The following is a 12,414-nucleotide window of genomic DNA, read 5'->3' as shown; positions in this document are numbered from 1 at the left end:
AAGGGCTAAGATGTGTGACTTACTTAATTTCTTTATGAACAGTAACTTTTCTCAATACTGGGTTGAATTTTTTCAATTCCAAACGCTCAGTTGTGTTCTTTTTGTTTTTAGTAGTGATGTAACGAGACATTCCCGGAAGACCACTTTCTTTGTGTTCAGTACATTCTAAGATAACTTGTACTCTATTTCCTTTTTTAGCCATTGTTTTACTTTATTTTGATCCTATTATAGGATTGAAATTCATGAATAATCTTAATGTAACAGGCGCGACAATCAATTAGATTGACCCTTTAACGATAAATTTATTGATCGCTGCTGTAATCCCGTTCTTGTTGATAGTCTTGATAGCAGAAGTAGATACTTTTAACGTAATCCAACGATCTTCTTCTGGAATGTAAAAACGTTTCGTTTGTAAATTTGGATAGAATTTACGTTTAGTTTTAACGTTTGAGTGAGAAACGTTATTTCCTGTTAACGCCGCTTTGCCTGTTAAATCACAAATTCTTGACATGATATTATTTTTTTGTTGTCTTTATTACAATATGTTAATCCTTTGCACTCTCTGCAAAGAGTTTGCAAATATCTATATTTTTTTTTGGATAAGCAACAAGATAATGGGAATTATTTTTAAAAATAGTTCTACACAGGAATGGTAAGGGCAAAAATAAAGGATTTTATTGTATTATATTTGCTCTGTAAAGAAAAATAGTTTTCAACAATTCACATTTATGAACAAATATCTTCGCAAGGGCTTAAGGGAAATAATCATTGGTGTCGTCCTTGTAATCTTGGGATATTATCTCATGGAACAGCGCTCCAATTGGTATAAACTCGCTATGCTTGTCGGAGTTATTGCATTTAGTATCGGTGTCCTGACTTTAATCTATCGCATGATTCGTAAGGTAGACCGAAATGCCATTATTGAGATGCGTGAAGAATCGCATAAAAAAGATAAAGAAGGAGATGCTGAACAAAACTAGGGGTATAGTCTTAAAAACAACCAACTATTCGGAAAGTAGCCTTGTGGCACAGCTATACACCGAACAGTTTGGCATGCAATCCTATCTCATTACTGGCGCAAGGAAGCCTAAAGCAAAAATCAAGGCCAATATCCTTCAACCCTTACATTTATTGGAAATTGTCGCTACACATAAAGACAATGGTTCATTACAGCGGATCTCCGAAGCTCGTCAAGTCCCTGTTCTGCAAGAAATTCCTTATGATATTGTCAAAAGCTCGCTCGCTCTTTTTCTGAATGAAATACTCTATAAAATTCTGAAAGAACAGGAAAACGACCATTATCTTTTTGAATTCATCCACCAATCTATCCGTTGGCTGGATGAAACGCATTTAAATCTGGCCAATTTTCATCTTGTTTTTTTAATCAAGCTAACCCGTTTTCTCGGGTTTTATCCGGCTGAATCTAAGCAGGCCCACCCTTATTTTAATCTTCATGAAGCGACCTTCTCAAATAGCCTTCCTGAACATCCGCTTGTATTACAGGAACCACATACGTCTATTTTCAGAAATTTAATCGAATCCGAATATTCGAATTGCGACCGCATCAAAATGAGCAGTTCTGATCGTCAATTCCTATTGGAAAAAGTGCTCGACTTCTATCGTCTGCACCGTACAAATTTTAAAGAAATAAAATCACTCTACATTCTTGAAGAGATTTTTAGATAATTAAGCCCAAGTTTCCTATTCAAAAGATCCAACAGGCGCTCTTTGGATAATAGAAAATAAATATCCCCTCTGAAACGCTCAACCAGCCTAAACAAAATATCCAGCAATTACCTACCTGGTACCCCCCCACTTGTCTCTAATAATTGTTCTCTCAGATAAATTCTTGGTACATTTATTGTAACAAAATTGAAATAACATTTGGTTTACTAACATCATTTTCACCTAAAAAAGTATTAAAGATATGGAACTTAAAGAAAACTTTTTAAAGGTTGTTCGAGACAACTATGCCAACTTTGAAGGAAGAGCCCGCCGAAAGGAATATTGGATGTTTTTCCTTGCAAATCTTATCATTAGCGCAGTATTTGGAATACTGGGACAAATTGCAAGCTTATTTACGTATGTCTCAGGCTTAGTAAGTTTAGCTTTACTAATTCCAGGGATAGCCGTTACTGTCCGAAGACTACATGACACCAATAAATCAGGCTGGTTTATATTAGTCGCCTTGATTCCATTTATTGGTTGGATCTATCTGCTTTACTTATTGGTATTGGAAGGTGACAAAGCATCTAATCAATATGGTCCAGACCCCAAGGCTATTGAAAATGGTTCAAATCATCCCTTTAATCAAAGCCAAGATCCTTTTGGTTCTTCTCGGCCACAGGATCCATTCGGAAGTTCGCAACCTTCGAATCCTGCGCCGCCTGCTCCCGATAAAGATCCCTTTGCTTAAGGCTAACCCATATAAAAAGCGCTTTCACAAGATTGTGAAAGCGCTTTTTATTTAAATTCTATTTTTGATCTTTCCCGATCAACTAACGAAAATTCACAGCCCCAAGAATTGATAACGGATTTGATTCTCTAGAATTAATATCTATTCTTTTTCTTTTGTTGCCCGGGAGCAAAATCACGAGCAGACTGCTCTCCGTAGTATTTTTTAGCCTGACCTGGCGGCATTTTTTTCGGACCTCGGCCATGGCTGTGGCCATGATGGGTGGAATAACATGCCGACATGGAAACTGCTATTACAACAGAAAGAACCAATAATAAAGTGCGTTTCATCTTAATCTCCATATTTTAAACACTTCATTACAATTATCAGTCCAAAATGTTTAACCGACCATAACAACCGCCCCCGCGCTTACTCTTTGGAATTGCCAATGCTAAAGGATAATATTGATCCTGGCTCATGAAATATAACTGCATAAAAAAGCCCATGCTGTTCGCATAGGCCTTTTCACAATAAATATATCTTCAATCTAATTAGATAACTCTTACATTTACCGCATTAAGACCTTTACGGCCTTGTTCAACTTCGTAAGATACATTGTCATTCTCACGAACTTTGTCTACTAATCCAGAAACGTGAACAAAAATTTCGCTCTCGCCTGAGTTAGGGATGATGAAACCGAAACCTTTGGTCTCATTAAAGAATTTTACTTTACCTTCTTGCATGGCACTATATTATTAATTTCCCTAAAGGTATAGAAATAAAATCAAAAATCTTAACCTTTTTATTTTTTTTATCCGTTAAACTTTTTCATCAACTTTGGCTCCAATCTTGTAGCAAAGCGATAATAGCAATCGTATTATTATAAAAACTTTAAGACAAAAAACATGAAAAAAATACTTTTAGGACTTGCCTTTTTAGGTTTGATGACTCAATTAAACGCGCAACAAATGGTTAATAAAGAATTTGTATCCACGGTAGGCCGTGCAGAAGAGGAAGTAACTCCCGATATCATCTACATCGATGTGACACTGAAAGAGTTTTATGAGAATGGTAACACCAAGAAAAAAGCCGCAATAGACAAATTAGAAAAGGATCTGTTTGATTCGGCAACAAAAGCTGGTGTCAAAAAAGAGGATTTTACCATCCAGAATATCTGGAGTTATAACGTTCCGGACAAAAAGAAAAAAGATACAGATATTCTACTTTCGAGACAGTACCGTATCAAGGTAACCAACTTGAATAATTTGGATCAATTACTAGATGGAGTCGACAAAGCAGGGATCCAAAGCACTTATATCAGTGAATATGACTATTCGAAGAAAAAAGAACTGGAAAAAAGTTTAAAAACCAAAGCAGTATTGGATGCCAAAGCTAATGCACAGATTCTAGCAGAAGCAGCAGGTCAAAAAATTGGCAAAGCTATCGTATTATCTGAAACACCGCAACAAATTATATTTGGCGTTCAACCGATGATGCGTAACGCGATGTATAAAGGCGCCATGGCCGAAGCTGCAGATAGTGCTGCTGGCAATGGGCTTGATTTAAATATCAGACCGATGAAAGTAACGAGTGAGATCAGCGCTTCGTTCGAGTTATTGTAATCATGCACAGAGAAAAAACTCCAGCAGATAAATTAAAACAAATTGACCAAGATTTCGGTTGGATCGACCGAATATCTTGGTTAATGGATAATCAGTTTAAAATTGGAGGATTTCGGTTTGGCTTAGATCCGCTGTTAAATCTTATTCCCCTAGGAGGAGCAATAGCGGGTTTTGGAACATCATTAGTCTTAGTAATAGCCATGTGGCGTAATGGCGCCAGCCCCAAGCTCGTTATACGCATGCTCCTTAATATTTCCCTGGATGCAATTCTTGGTAGCATTCCTTTCCTCGGAAACCTGCTCGATTTTTTTAGCAAAGCCAACGAAAAGAATATCAAATTACTGAGACAACATTATTATGAAGGAAAACATACGGGTTCCGGTATCGGAATCGTCATCGGCATCCTGGTTGTCTTTTCCCTTCTTATCGCTGTTACATTGTATCTTATTTGGACATTATTCTCCTGGGCATTCTCGCTGCTAAATGGTATCTAATGCCAGCAACTCCCGTCATTCTCCCACTAAAATAGAATCCTTGGTATTTCTGGGGAAACAATGACCTATATCTAATATCTATTTAATAATTTTGATGTCGATAGTCATCCAGTTATGACATCCAAAACTTAATCTCGAATTTAAAATGAGTAAAAAAAGAGTATTTGCACTGATTTTGATCGTCGTCATGCTGGCCGCAATTTTGACTAACCCCAGCAAAGAGGAACATGAAAAAATTGTACGTGCGAAAGCTGAACAGCTATTGAAAAGCCAGCTTCATGCAAAAGATCAGGAATTTTTCGGATTGGGGATGCAGCTTTTTGGCAACGACATTGTCGATAGATTTATTCAAACTTCGGTCGTGGTAGACAACTACTATTTGTTTTCCTTGACAAAAATAAAATGGCAGGGCACCGAACAGATCATAGGCGGAGGAGCCTTCAAACATATTTGGCTGAGCCCAAAAATTGATGAAAAAGCAGATGAAATTATTGCTGCATTGAAAAAGATCTAATATGCCTTTAGAAATACTTTACGAAGACGAATCCATCGTTGCAATCAATAAACCGCATGGACTATTGGTACACCGATCTTCTATTGCGCGCGATGCTTCAGAGTTTGCGCTACAGCTCCTTCGGGACCAACTAGGAAAAACAGTTTATCCCGCACATCGTTTGGACAGGAAGACTGGAGGCATACTGCTATTTTCGCTAAATAAGGAGACTGACCAATATTTACAAAAAAGTTTTCAGGAGCGTAAGGTCGAAAAAAAATACCTCGCCGTCCTCAGGGGCTTCGCGCCAGCAGAAGGTCTGATTGATTATCCCTTAAAAAGGGACGATGGTACGGTTCAGGAAGCGCAAACATCTTTTCGTTTACTTGCTCAAAGCGAGCTGGCAGTTCCCTTCGGAAAATTTCCGACATCGCGATATAGTCTCGTCGAAGCCAATCCAATTACAGGTCGGATGCATCAGTTACGTCGACATTTTGCTCATATCTTCCATCCTATTATTGGCGATCGCCCGCACGGATGCAACAAACAAAATAAGTTCTGGAAAGAAACGTACCAAATGGATACCATGCTATTACATGCATCGGAGCTGACCTTTAAACATCCTTTATCAGGCGAAGACGTTCATATCAAATCTGCCCTACAACCTGATTTTGTGCGAGTATTGGAAATATTAAACCTCAACGAAGTATGTTAAAGTTAATTCTCGAAGCCTTTATCAGCATATCCGGGTATTACTGCAGCTTCTGGCATTGTCTATCAGGATAGGCAGATCCATATCGTTTCTGACAATAGCAATTACCTCTATAGCTATAATCTCACAGACCAGAAGTTGTCTAAAACGGTACTCCGGCAGTCTGATCCGATGGAAAACATTGCTAAAGCAGCTAAAATGGATTTGGAGTCGATCACTTTCGATGGTAACCGCTACTATCTCTACGGTTCGGGATCTACACAAAATAGAAACAGCCGTTTTATCTGGGACGGCAAAACAGTCCTTCAGGAAGACTACAGTAAAATCTATTCTTCCTTAATGGAAAAATTCAGTATCTCCAAAGAAGACTTCAATATTGAAGGCGTTGTTCATTTAAAAGATAAGATCTTATTTTTTAACCGGGGAAATGGTCCTAAAGGCACAAATGCCATTTTAGAGTATCATCCGCTTTCTCCTAGCCGGTCCCGTTGTATCCCGATTGAACTACCCAAGCTAAATGACATACCAACAGGCTTCTCAGATGCAACTCTGGTTGGAAATGAAATCTATTTTATCGCTACCGCCGAAGACGCAAAATCGACTTATCTGGATGGAGAAATAGGTGGTTCCCTTCTTGGAAAAATACCTTCAGATCTTTCTGGTAAACCCGAGACATTCGAAATTCCTGAAAAGCATAAATTTGAAGGAATCACCTTGAAAGAGGAGACGGCCCAAGGTCTAGTTTTCCTGCTGTGTGAGGATACCGATAGCGAAGATGATAATATGACCATCTATTCGCTCCAGGTAAGCAATTAAATCGATTGTTCTAAAATGGATTCACAGTGAGGAATCACGTATATTTTATTAAATTTGTAGCTGATTAAAACTTAATTTTTATGTTAAAAAATACTGCCCTTTCGGAGACGCACATTGCTTTAGGAGCAAAAATGGTTCCCTTTGCAGGCTTCAACATGCCCGTACAATACACAGGCATCAATGATGAGCACGAAACAGTTCGCACAGGTGTAGGAGTTTTTGATGTAAGCCACATGGGTGAATTCATCCTAAAAGGTGAAAAAGCCCTGGATCTACTTCAAAAAATCTCTTCCAATGATGTGTCAAAATTATACGATGGCAAAGTTCAATATGCTTATATCCCCAATGAAACTGGCGGTGTAGTTGATGACTTCCTAACATACCGTATAGACGATAAGACATATTTTTTGGTTGTGAATGCGTCAAATATTGAGAAAGATTGGAACTGGATCTCCAAGTACAATACAGATGGTGTGGAGATGAAGAATATCTCGGATCAAACCTCTTTATTTGCGGTACAAGGTCCTAAGGCTGCGGATGCACTTCAATCGCTTACAGATATCGAATTAGCTCCAATGGAATACTACACCTTCGCAAAAGGTACATTTGCAGGTGTAGAGAATGTGTTGGTCTCTGCAACAGGATATACTGGCGCTGGAGGTTTTGAAATCTATGTGGCCAATGAAGATGCCCAAAAAGTTTGGGATGCTGTTTTTGAAGCAGGTAAAGCTTATGGAATCAAACCAATTGGTTTAGGTGCCCGTGATACTTTACGTCTAGAAATGGGTTTCTGCCTGTACGGAAATGATATCGACGATAATACATCTCCTTTAGAAGGCGGTTTAGGCTGGGTAACGAAGTTTACAAAAGACTTTGTGAATTCTGCGGCGCTTAAAGCGGAAAAAGAAGCTGGTCTAAAGAAAAAGCTTGTTGGTTTCGAGATGATTGACAGAGGCATTCCTCGTCATGATTACGAAATCGTCGATGCTGATGGAAGTGTAATTGGACGTGTTACTTCAGGTACGCAATCACCAACATTGAAAAAATCAATCGGTTTAGGTTATGTGGATACAGCCTTTTCAAAAGACGGCACCGAGATCTTCATTCTGATCCGCAATCAAAAAATAAAAGCAAAAGTAACAAAACCACCATTTGTGAAGTAATAAAAAAAGCCTGCTTAAAGCAGGCTTTTTTACTTCTTCTTTTGTTTTGTAGTAGGTTGCTGTTTACCGCTTTCTTTTTGTTGAATAAGCGATCGAACTCGTTTGCTTAAAACAACGCGGAGGTAGATCAAAACCACCAAAAAGGCGATGGATAATCCCGTTACCAACATGTTGCCGGCCTTATACCCTTCAAAACCACTGTAAACTAAAAATACAATAGCCAAACTCAACACTATATTTAGAAAAAAATACTTTAACATATTACTTTTTTATTAATCCCAATACCCGTTGTCTCCATCCTCCAAAGAAATAGAATGCCCCCCCAACAATGTTTAATAAAACGATCGTCAAAGCCATCAGCATCCTTTCTGTGTTAGAAATTGTCCGCGAAAGCATGATTTCCCGTAGAACCAATATTACCCATAGGAGAGACAATAAAATGGAAAGGCTACCTAATATAGGGAATATACCAAGGTTAAATAATCGCGCTAAAATAGCTACGCTATAAAAAGCAAGACTAAACAAGAAAGCTTGCTTAGTCTGATGCTCCAAATTCTTCATCTTAATAAACGTCTAACTCTGGATCGATTTCCTCTTTCCAAGCTAAAATTCCGCCTTTTAAGTTTGCAAGATTGTCAAAACCCTGTTGTTCCAATAACATAATCGCCTGTGCAGAACGTTTTCCAGAACGGCATTGTACGATAACAGGTTTATCTTTCGCAATCTTATCAGCTTCGATCAATATACCTGAAAGTGGAATGTTCAATCCATTTAAATTTGATACTTCATACTCAAAGGATTCACGAACGTCTATCAACTGAAAATCTTCGTTGTTATCGATTTTATTCTTTAATTCTTGTACAGATACTTCTTTCATTTTCAAACTATTTAATATTCAAATATACTACATTTTTTCCGAAAGTGTTCGCTTTCATGGATGCTCAAAATCAGTCATTGTTAGTGAGAATAGCATAAAATACACCTCAATTTTTAGTGTATTAACGGCGTTAGAAATGCTAGAGGGGTTTTCCCTATCTTCGCATCATTTTGTCTGGATCATTTTAGGAAGTTTTTTGCATGCCCAATTCGCTTGTAGAATTTTCCTTATCTTCACCCCGACTTTACTAAGCTTTATATGAATTCAATACCTAAAATTATACTGTCTATATCCTTACTAGCACTCTCGGCAGTAACTTATGGACAGCAAGTCATTTCCGCACAGGAACGCCAAGATGTGAGCCGCATACTCAATACCTTAGCCGCCGACGATATGCGCGGTAGGTCTGCGCTGACAAAAGACATCGAACCAGCAGCAGATTTTATCGCTGCTGAAATGAAGAGAATAGGCCTTACCCCCTACGCAGAACAAAATTATAGGCAAACATTCCAATTGGATAAAATCTCTCCGGTAAGCAAATCCGCAACCATCAATAAGCAGATTATTCCAGCTGACCATATTATTTCACTTGGAAATCACGTGGATTTACAGTGGGATAATCAAAGTAGCCTTAACATCGTCGAAATAAAATCGGGCGATGATTTTGCGAAAGTATTTAGAGAACATTCACTAGGCAAAGAAAATACACTTGTCTTGGTAGATCCTTCCTTTGAAAGCTATTTTGTACGTTTTGGTCAAATGCTCAACGCTCCAAAATTTATAGAGGAATCCACCAAACAAAAACCATCGATTGTCTACCTTTTGACAGCGGAAAAGCCCAAAACATTTCAAATTCATATTGAACGGAAACTTCAAAATTTCCCCTTGTTTAATGTGGCGGGAATCATCCCCGGAAAAAGTAAACCCAACGAATACGTCATCTTTTCGGGACATTACGATCATATTGGCATTCTTCCGGCAGTCGGCCAAGATTCTATTGCCAACGGAGCCGATGATGATGCCTCGGGCGTAACAGCGATGTTGACCCTGGCAGATTACTACAAAAAACAGAATAAAAATGAAAGGACTCTTATTTTTGTCGCCTTTACCGCTGAAGAGCTTGGCATGTATGGCTCAAAATATTTTTCCAACCATATTAATGCGGATCAGGTAGTCGCGATGATCAATATGGAAATGATTGGAAAAGATTCAAAATTCGGCCCCAATACAGTGTATATTACGGGATATGATCAATCCAATCTTGGTGAATTGATGCAGGAGAATCTGAAAAATACAACCTTCAAATTCTACCCAGATCCTTATACTAAACAGAATCTGTTTTACCGTAGTGACAATGCAGTATTAGCGGCTAAGGGAGTTCCGGCACATTCGTTCTCAACCTCTCAAATGGATAAGGATGAATACTACCACACCGTAAAAGATGAGGTATCTACACTAAACGTTCAGAACATTATTTCCAGTATAGAAGCTATCGCGATAGGTACCTCGGGAATTGTAGAAGGCAGACAAACACCTTCCCGCGTCGAAAAACTAAAAGATTAAGAAACAGCCGAAGCTTTTACTTTCCTTTGCATGACATAATCATTTAGCACATAGTCATAATAAGGAATATCAATAGTTTCAATGACCTCAAAGCCCTGCTTTAAATAGAAATGGTAAGCAGGGTTATTTCTATTTACATTCAGTTCAAGAATACCTTTACCTTTTAGCAATGTTTTTTCTGCAGCGAAGTCTATCAGCGCCTTTCCGAAACCTTTTCCTTGAACATTAGGCATCAAGTAGATCTTTTCAATACGGACGCGATCTTCAAGAGTTCTCAAGGCTATAAATCCCTGTCCGATACCATCTTCTTTCAAAACATAAAAAAATTGGCCATTAACCATGCTTTCTGCAAGTCCTTCAACGGTATAGCTTTTTTCCAGCATAAAGTCTATCTGATCCTGCGAAAGTATCTCTCCGTAAGTAACTGGCCAAATAATATGAGCCATATTTGAAATGCTTCTGATATCGCTTTGTTCTGCCAATTCTATTGTTATCATGCTATCTTTTCTCCTATTAAAATGTATTTTACATGGGAAAATTTAAGGACAAATAAGCCGTCTTTTTCCATTTCGTATTCGTTGTCACCAATCTTAATCAAGCCTTCGTGCATATTTTTTTCATCAGCATCAAGCCCCTCAATTCGGATTCTTTCCCCTGCAGGCTTCCACTTGGTGAATCCCGTTGTCACAAAACAATAGCGAACCCCCTTAGTGATGAGGACAATATTAATCTGCTCAAGATAGGGCTCGTAATACGCCACATCAAGCTGATCGGTCAAGATATTCACCGCTTTATAATGATGTGCTATAAGGTATTCAATAGCTGTCCTTAGAAAAGCATTATCATAGGAAATTACCTTTAAATTTTCCTGTGAATCGTTAATGAATTTCTTTGTAAAAACGATATCGAACTTATAACCACGCGCATCCAATAGATCAACGGTTTCCGCTTCAATTACAATAGTAGGGCTCCATTCCAAAAGCTGTCCCAAGCCCTCTTCATCGATGAGGAAAAGGTCTTCAATCAGTAATGCAGGTTCCTGATTCTCTCTAACAATATGATGAGATGACATATATAATTTAATATCCGAGCCTACGTAACGTGATATATGCCATCAATCCCGTACTGATCTCCAACGAGCTTTCGTCCACATCAAAGGTCGGCGTATGAACAGCTGAAGAGATCCCACGCGCTGCGTTACCTGTACCCAAACGATAGAAACAAGCATTAATTTCTTGTGAATAATAGGAAAAATCCTCCGCGGCAGGCCATAGATCTAAGTCTACAACATTTTCCTTACCGAGATATTCTTCTGCAAAAGTCCGTGCACTTTTAGTCAATTGAGGTTCGTTTATTAAAAAAGGATATCCCTTACGGACCTCAAATTCACAAATTGCCCCCATACTTTCAGCAATGCCGACAGCAATTTTCACCATTCTTTCATGCGCCTCAGCACGCCACTCCTCGTCAAATGTGCGAAATGTACCTTCCAGATATACCTGATCAGGAATAATATTTGTCGCTCCATTGGCTATAATCTTTCCAAAAGATAACACCGTTGGGGTACGTGGATCTGCAAATCGACTAGCGATCTGTTGCAAAGCGGTAATGATCTGTGCTGTAATAACAATTGGATCAATGTTTTGATGCGGATGTGCACCATGCCCGCCCCTGCCTTTGACTGTCATAAACAGTTCATCGCAGGAAGCCATATATTTTCCCTCACGGAAACCAACCTTGCCTACCTCAATAAAGGGCATCACATGCTGTCCTATTATAGCCGAAGGGGCAGGATTCTGCAAAGCGCCCTCTTTGATCATTAGGGAAGCTCCTCCCGGCAAGCGCTCCTCGCCAGGCTGGAAGATCAATTTGATCGTTCCTCCAAATTCGGCTTTCAGGCTATTTAATATTTTAGCTGTCCCCAAAAGAGAAGAGGTATGTACATCATGGCCACAGGCATGCATCACTCCTGGGTTCTTGGACCCATATGAACGGCCCTCCACTTCCTGAATTGGTAAAGCATCCATATCTGCCCGTAACGCAATAACTTCATCTGATGGTAGGTCACCTTTGATTAAAGCGACAATGCCCGTATCAGCTTTAGCCTCATAAGGAATTCCCAATTCATCCAATTGCGCTTTTACAAATGCCGAGGTATTGTATTCTTCGAAGGAAAGTTCAGGATTCTGATGAAGATGTCTACGATTGGAAACCGTATCTTCAAAATATTGATGAGCTAAGGCCAGGACTTTTTCTTTCGTACTTGCCATAAGGTTGAT

Annotated in this window: 20 protein-coding genes; 10 read left to right on the top strand and 10 right to left on the bottom strand. The window is 38.9% G+C overall.

The features are described from left to right. Window positions 1–19: 19 nt before the first annotated feature. Both rpmG and rpmB read right to left on the bottom strand, forming a co-directional pair. The gene (gene rpmG, locus GVK91_RS15900) at window positions 20–202 is read right to left on the bottom strand and encodes a 50S ribosomal protein L33 (protein ID WP_002998409.1); all 183 of its coding nucleotides are present in this window, start codon (window positions 200–202) and stop codon (window positions 20–22) included. A gap of 75 nt (window positions 203–277) precedes the next feature. Then, the gene (gene rpmB / locus GVK91_RS15895; RefSeq protein ID WP_046672597.1) at window positions 278–511 is read right to left on the bottom strand and encodes a 50S ribosomal protein L28; all 234 of its coding nucleotides are present in this window, start codon (window positions 509–511) and stop codon (window positions 278–280) included. Window positions 512–728: 217 nt separating this feature from the next. Here rpmB and GVK91_RS15890 point away from each other — a divergent pair, with 217 nt between their 5' ends. From GVK91_RS15890 to GVK91_RS15880, 3 genes are all read left to right on the top strand, one after another. Next, on the top strand, window positions 729–980 hold the full coding sequence (locus GVK91_RS15890) for a signal peptidase (protein ID WP_120335659.1): 252 nt from the start codon (window positions 729–731) through the stop codon (window positions 978–980). Continuing rightward, window positions 964–1,686: a DNA repair protein RecO gene (gene recO, locus GVK91_RS15885; protein ID WP_120335658.1), complete on the top strand. Its 723-nt coding sequence runs from the start codon at window positions 964–966 to the stop codon at window positions 1,684–1,686. Before GVK91_RS15890 ends, recO begins: the two co-directional genes overlap by 17 nt. Before the next feature lie 241 nt (window positions 1,687–1,927). Next, window positions 1,928–2,416: a DUF805 domain-containing protein gene (locus GVK91_RS15880; protein ID WP_088159767.1), complete on the top strand. Its 489-nt coding sequence runs from the start codon at window positions 1,928–1,930 to the stop codon at window positions 2,414–2,416. 134 nt (window positions 2,417–2,550) lie between these two features. On the opposite strand, the gene GVK91_RS15875 is transcribed toward GVK91_RS15880, so the two are convergent. Together GVK91_RS15875 and GVK91_RS15870 are read right to left on the bottom strand one after the other, a co-directional pair. Further along, window positions 2,551–2,745, bottom strand: coding sequence for a quinol oxidase subunit 4 (locus GVK91_RS15875; RefSeq protein ID WP_088163406.1), 195 nt, complete (start codon window positions 2,743–2,745; stop codon window positions 2,551–2,553). A gap of 201 nt (window positions 2,746–2,946) precedes the next feature. After that, on the bottom strand, window positions 2,947–3,138 hold the full coding sequence (locus GVK91_RS15870; protein ID WP_046672593.1) for a cold-shock protein: 192 nt from the start codon (window positions 3,136–3,138) through the stop codon (window positions 2,947–2,949). 162 nt (window positions 3,139–3,300) lie between these two features. Between GVK91_RS15870 and GVK91_RS15865 the strand changes: the two genes are divergently transcribed. The 6 genes from GVK91_RS15865 to gcvT all read left to right on the top strand — a co-directional run bounded on the left by GVK91_RS15865 (window position 3,301) and on the right by gcvT (window position 7,695). Continuing rightward, a complete protein-coding gene (locus GVK91_RS15865; protein ID WP_075990460.1) occupies window positions 3,301–4,017 on the top strand; it encodes an SIMPL domain-containing protein in 717 nt (238 codons plus the stop codon). A gap of 2 nt (window positions 4,018–4,019) precedes the next feature. Then, entirely contained in the window at window positions 4,020–4,511 is a 492-nt protein-coding gene (locus GVK91_RS15860) for a DUF4112 domain-containing protein (RefSeq protein ID WP_153845311.1), read from the top strand. A 145-nt stretch (window positions 4,512–4,656) separates the two neighbouring features. Continuing rightward, on the top strand, window positions 4,657–5,025 hold the full coding sequence (locus GVK91_RS15855) for a DUF4359 domain-containing protein (protein WP_159730024.1): 369 nt from the start codon (window positions 4,657–4,659) through the stop codon (window positions 5,023–5,025). Between the two features lies 1 nt (window position 5,026). After that, complete coding sequence (locus GVK91_RS15850) at window positions 5,027–5,719, top strand: pseudouridine synthase (RefSeq protein ID WP_159730022.1); 693 nt, start codon at window positions 5,027–5,029, stop codon at window positions 5,717–5,719. A gap of 168 nt (window positions 5,720–5,887) precedes the next feature. Continuing rightward, the gene (locus GVK91_RS15845; protein WP_159730020.1) at window positions 5,888–6,532 is read left to right on the top strand and encodes a hypothetical protein; all 645 of its coding nucleotides are present in this window, start codon (window positions 5,888–5,890) and stop codon (window positions 6,530–6,532) included. An 80-nt stretch (window positions 6,533–6,612) separates the two neighbouring features. Continuing rightward, window positions 6,613–7,695, top strand: coding sequence for a glycine cleavage system aminomethyltransferase GcvT (gcvT, locus tag GVK91_RS15840; protein ID WP_159730018.1), 1,083 nt, complete (start codon window positions 6,613–6,615; stop codon window positions 7,693–7,695). A 29-nt stretch (window positions 7,696–7,724) separates the two neighbouring features. Here the strand turns inward: gcvT and GVK91_RS15835 are convergent, their stop codons facing one another. From GVK91_RS15835 to GVK91_RS15825, 3 genes are read right to left on the bottom strand one after another with little or no spacing between them, the layout of a single operon-like run. Next, window positions 7,725–7,955: a DUF6358 family protein gene (locus tag GVK91_RS15835; RefSeq protein WP_046672586.1), complete on the bottom strand. Its 231-nt coding sequence runs from the start codon at window positions 7,953–7,955 to the stop codon at window positions 7,725–7,727. A 1-nt stretch (window position 7,956) separates the two neighbouring features. Further along, window positions 7,957–8,256 (bottom strand): hypothetical protein, encoded by a 300-nt coding sequence (locus GVK91_RS15830; RefSeq protein WP_046672585.1) that lies wholly within the window; start codon window positions 8,254–8,256, stop codon window positions 7,957–7,959. Window position 8,257: 1 nt separating this feature from the next. Then, window positions 8,258–8,572, bottom strand: a complete 315-nt coding sequence (locus tag GVK91_RS15825) for a rhodanese-like domain-containing protein (protein ID WP_070562591.1) — start codon at window positions 8,570–8,572, stop codon at window positions 8,258–8,260. Between the two features lie 258 nt (window positions 8,573–8,830). Here GVK91_RS15825 and GVK91_RS15820 point away from each other — a divergent pair, with 258 nt between their 5' ends. Then, the gene (locus GVK91_RS15820; protein WP_159730016.1) at window positions 8,831–10,135 is read left to right on the top strand and encodes a M20/M25/M40 family metallo-hydrolase; all 1,305 of its coding nucleotides are present in this window, start codon (window positions 8,831–8,833) and stop codon (window positions 10,133–10,135) included. Here GVK91_RS15820 and GVK91_RS15815 read toward each other — a convergent pair. From GVK91_RS15815 to GVK91_RS15805, 3 genes are read right to left on the bottom strand one after another with little or no spacing between them, the layout of a single operon-like run. Further along, window positions 10,132–10,632, bottom strand: coding sequence for a GNAT family N-acetyltransferase (locus tag GVK91_RS15815; protein WP_153845305.1), 501 nt, complete (start codon window positions 10,630–10,632; stop codon window positions 10,132–10,134). The genes GVK91_RS15820 and GVK91_RS15815 overlap by 4 nt on opposite strands. Further along, on the bottom strand, window positions 10,629–11,207 hold the full coding sequence (locus tag GVK91_RS15810) for a thiamine diphosphokinase (protein WP_159730014.1): 579 nt from the start codon (window positions 11,205–11,207) through the stop codon (window positions 10,629–10,631). The genes GVK91_RS15815 and GVK91_RS15810 overlap by 4 nt, the downstream gene beginning before the upstream one ends. Before the next feature lie 7 nt (window positions 11,208–11,214). After that, complete coding sequence (locus GVK91_RS15805) at window positions 11,215–12,405, bottom strand: M20 family metallopeptidase (RefSeq protein ID WP_153845303.1); 1,191 nt, start codon at window positions 12,403–12,405, stop codon at window positions 11,215–11,217. Window positions 12,406–12,414: the final 9 nt, after the last annotated feature.

Origin of the sequence: Sphingobacterium sp. 18053 (assembly GCF_902706145.1) — a bacterium.
GTDB classification, from domain to species: domain Bacteria; phylum Bacteroidota; class Bacteroidia; order Sphingobacteriales; family Sphingobacteriaceae; genus Sphingobacterium; species Sphingobacterium paramultivorum.
This window is presented reverse-complemented; position numbering and strand designations above follow the sequence as displayed.

Excerpts from the sequence above, each read along its gene's own strand:
- rpmG (WP_002998409.1), bottom strand. The coding sequence starts at position 202 with ATGGCTAAAAAAGGAAATAGAGTACAAGTTATCTTAGAATGTACTGAA.
- rpmB (WP_046672597.1), bottom strand. The coding sequence starts at position 511 with ATGTCAAGAATTTGTGATTTAACAGGCAAAGCGGCGTTAACAGGAAAT.
- GVK91_RS15890 (WP_120335659.1), top strand. The coding sequence starts at position 729 with ATGAACAAATATCTTCGCAAGGGCTTAAGGGAAATAATCATTGGTGTC.
- recO (WP_120335658.1), top strand. The coding sequence starts at position 964 with ATGCTGAACAAAACTAGGGGTATAGTCTTAAAAACAACCAACTATTCG.
- GVK91_RS15880 (WP_088159767.1), top strand. The coding sequence starts at position 1,928 with ATGGAACTTAAAGAAAACTTTTTAAAGGTTGTTCGAGACAACTATGCC.
- GVK91_RS15875 (WP_088163406.1), bottom strand. The coding sequence starts at position 2,745 with ATGAAACGCACTTTATTATTGGTTCTTTCTGTTGTAATAGCAGTTTCC.
- GVK91_RS15870 (WP_046672593.1), bottom strand. The coding sequence starts at position 3,138 with ATGCAAGAAGGTAAAGTAAAATTCTTTAATGAGACCAAAGGTTTCGGT.
- GVK91_RS15865 (WP_075990460.1), top strand. The coding sequence starts at position 3,301 with ATGAAAAAAATACTTTTAGGACTTGCCTTTTTAGGTTTGATGACTCAA.
- GVK91_RS15860 (WP_153845311.1), top strand. The coding sequence starts at position 4,020 with ATGCACAGAGAAAAAACTCCAGCAGATAAATTAAAACAAATTGACCAA.
- GVK91_RS15855 (WP_159730024.1), top strand. The coding sequence starts at position 4,657 with ATGAGTAAAAAAAGAGTATTTGCACTGATTTTGATCGTCGTCATGCTG.
- GVK91_RS15850 (WP_159730022.1), top strand. The coding sequence starts at position 5,027 with ATGCCTTTAGAAATACTTTACGAAGACGAATCCATCGTTGCAATCAAT.
- GVK91_RS15845 (WP_159730020.1), top strand. The coding sequence starts at position 5,888 with ATGGAAAACATTGCTAAAGCAGCTAAAATGGATTTGGAGTCGATCACT.
- gcvT (WP_159730018.1), top strand. The coding sequence starts at position 6,613 with ATGTTAAAAAATACTGCCCTTTCGGAGACGCACATTGCTTTAGGAGCA.
- GVK91_RS15835 (WP_046672586.1), bottom strand. The coding sequence starts at position 7,955 with ATGTTAAAGTATTTTTTTCTAAATATAGTGTTGAGTTTGGCTATTGTA.
- GVK91_RS15830 (WP_046672585.1), bottom strand. The coding sequence starts at position 8,256 with ATGAAGAATTTGGAGCATCAGACTAAGCAAGCTTTCTTGTTTAGTCTT.
- GVK91_RS15825 (WP_070562591.1), bottom strand. The coding sequence starts at position 8,572 with ATGAAAGAAGTATCTGTACAAGAATTAAAGAATAAAATCGATAACAAC.
- GVK91_RS15820 (WP_159730016.1), top strand. The coding sequence starts at position 8,831 with ATGAATTCAATACCTAAAATTATACTGTCTATATCCTTACTAGCACTC.
- GVK91_RS15815 (WP_153845305.1), bottom strand. The coding sequence starts at position 10,632 with ATGATAACAATAGAATTGGCAGAACAAAGCGATATCAGAAGCATTTCA.
- GVK91_RS15810 (WP_159730014.1), bottom strand. The coding sequence starts at position 11,207 with ATGTCATCTCATCATATTGTTAGAGAGAATCAGGAACCTGCATTACTG.
- GVK91_RS15805 (WP_153845303.1), bottom strand. The coding sequence starts at position 12,405 with ATGGCAAGTACGAAAGAAAAAGTCCTGGCCTTAGCTCATCAATATTTT.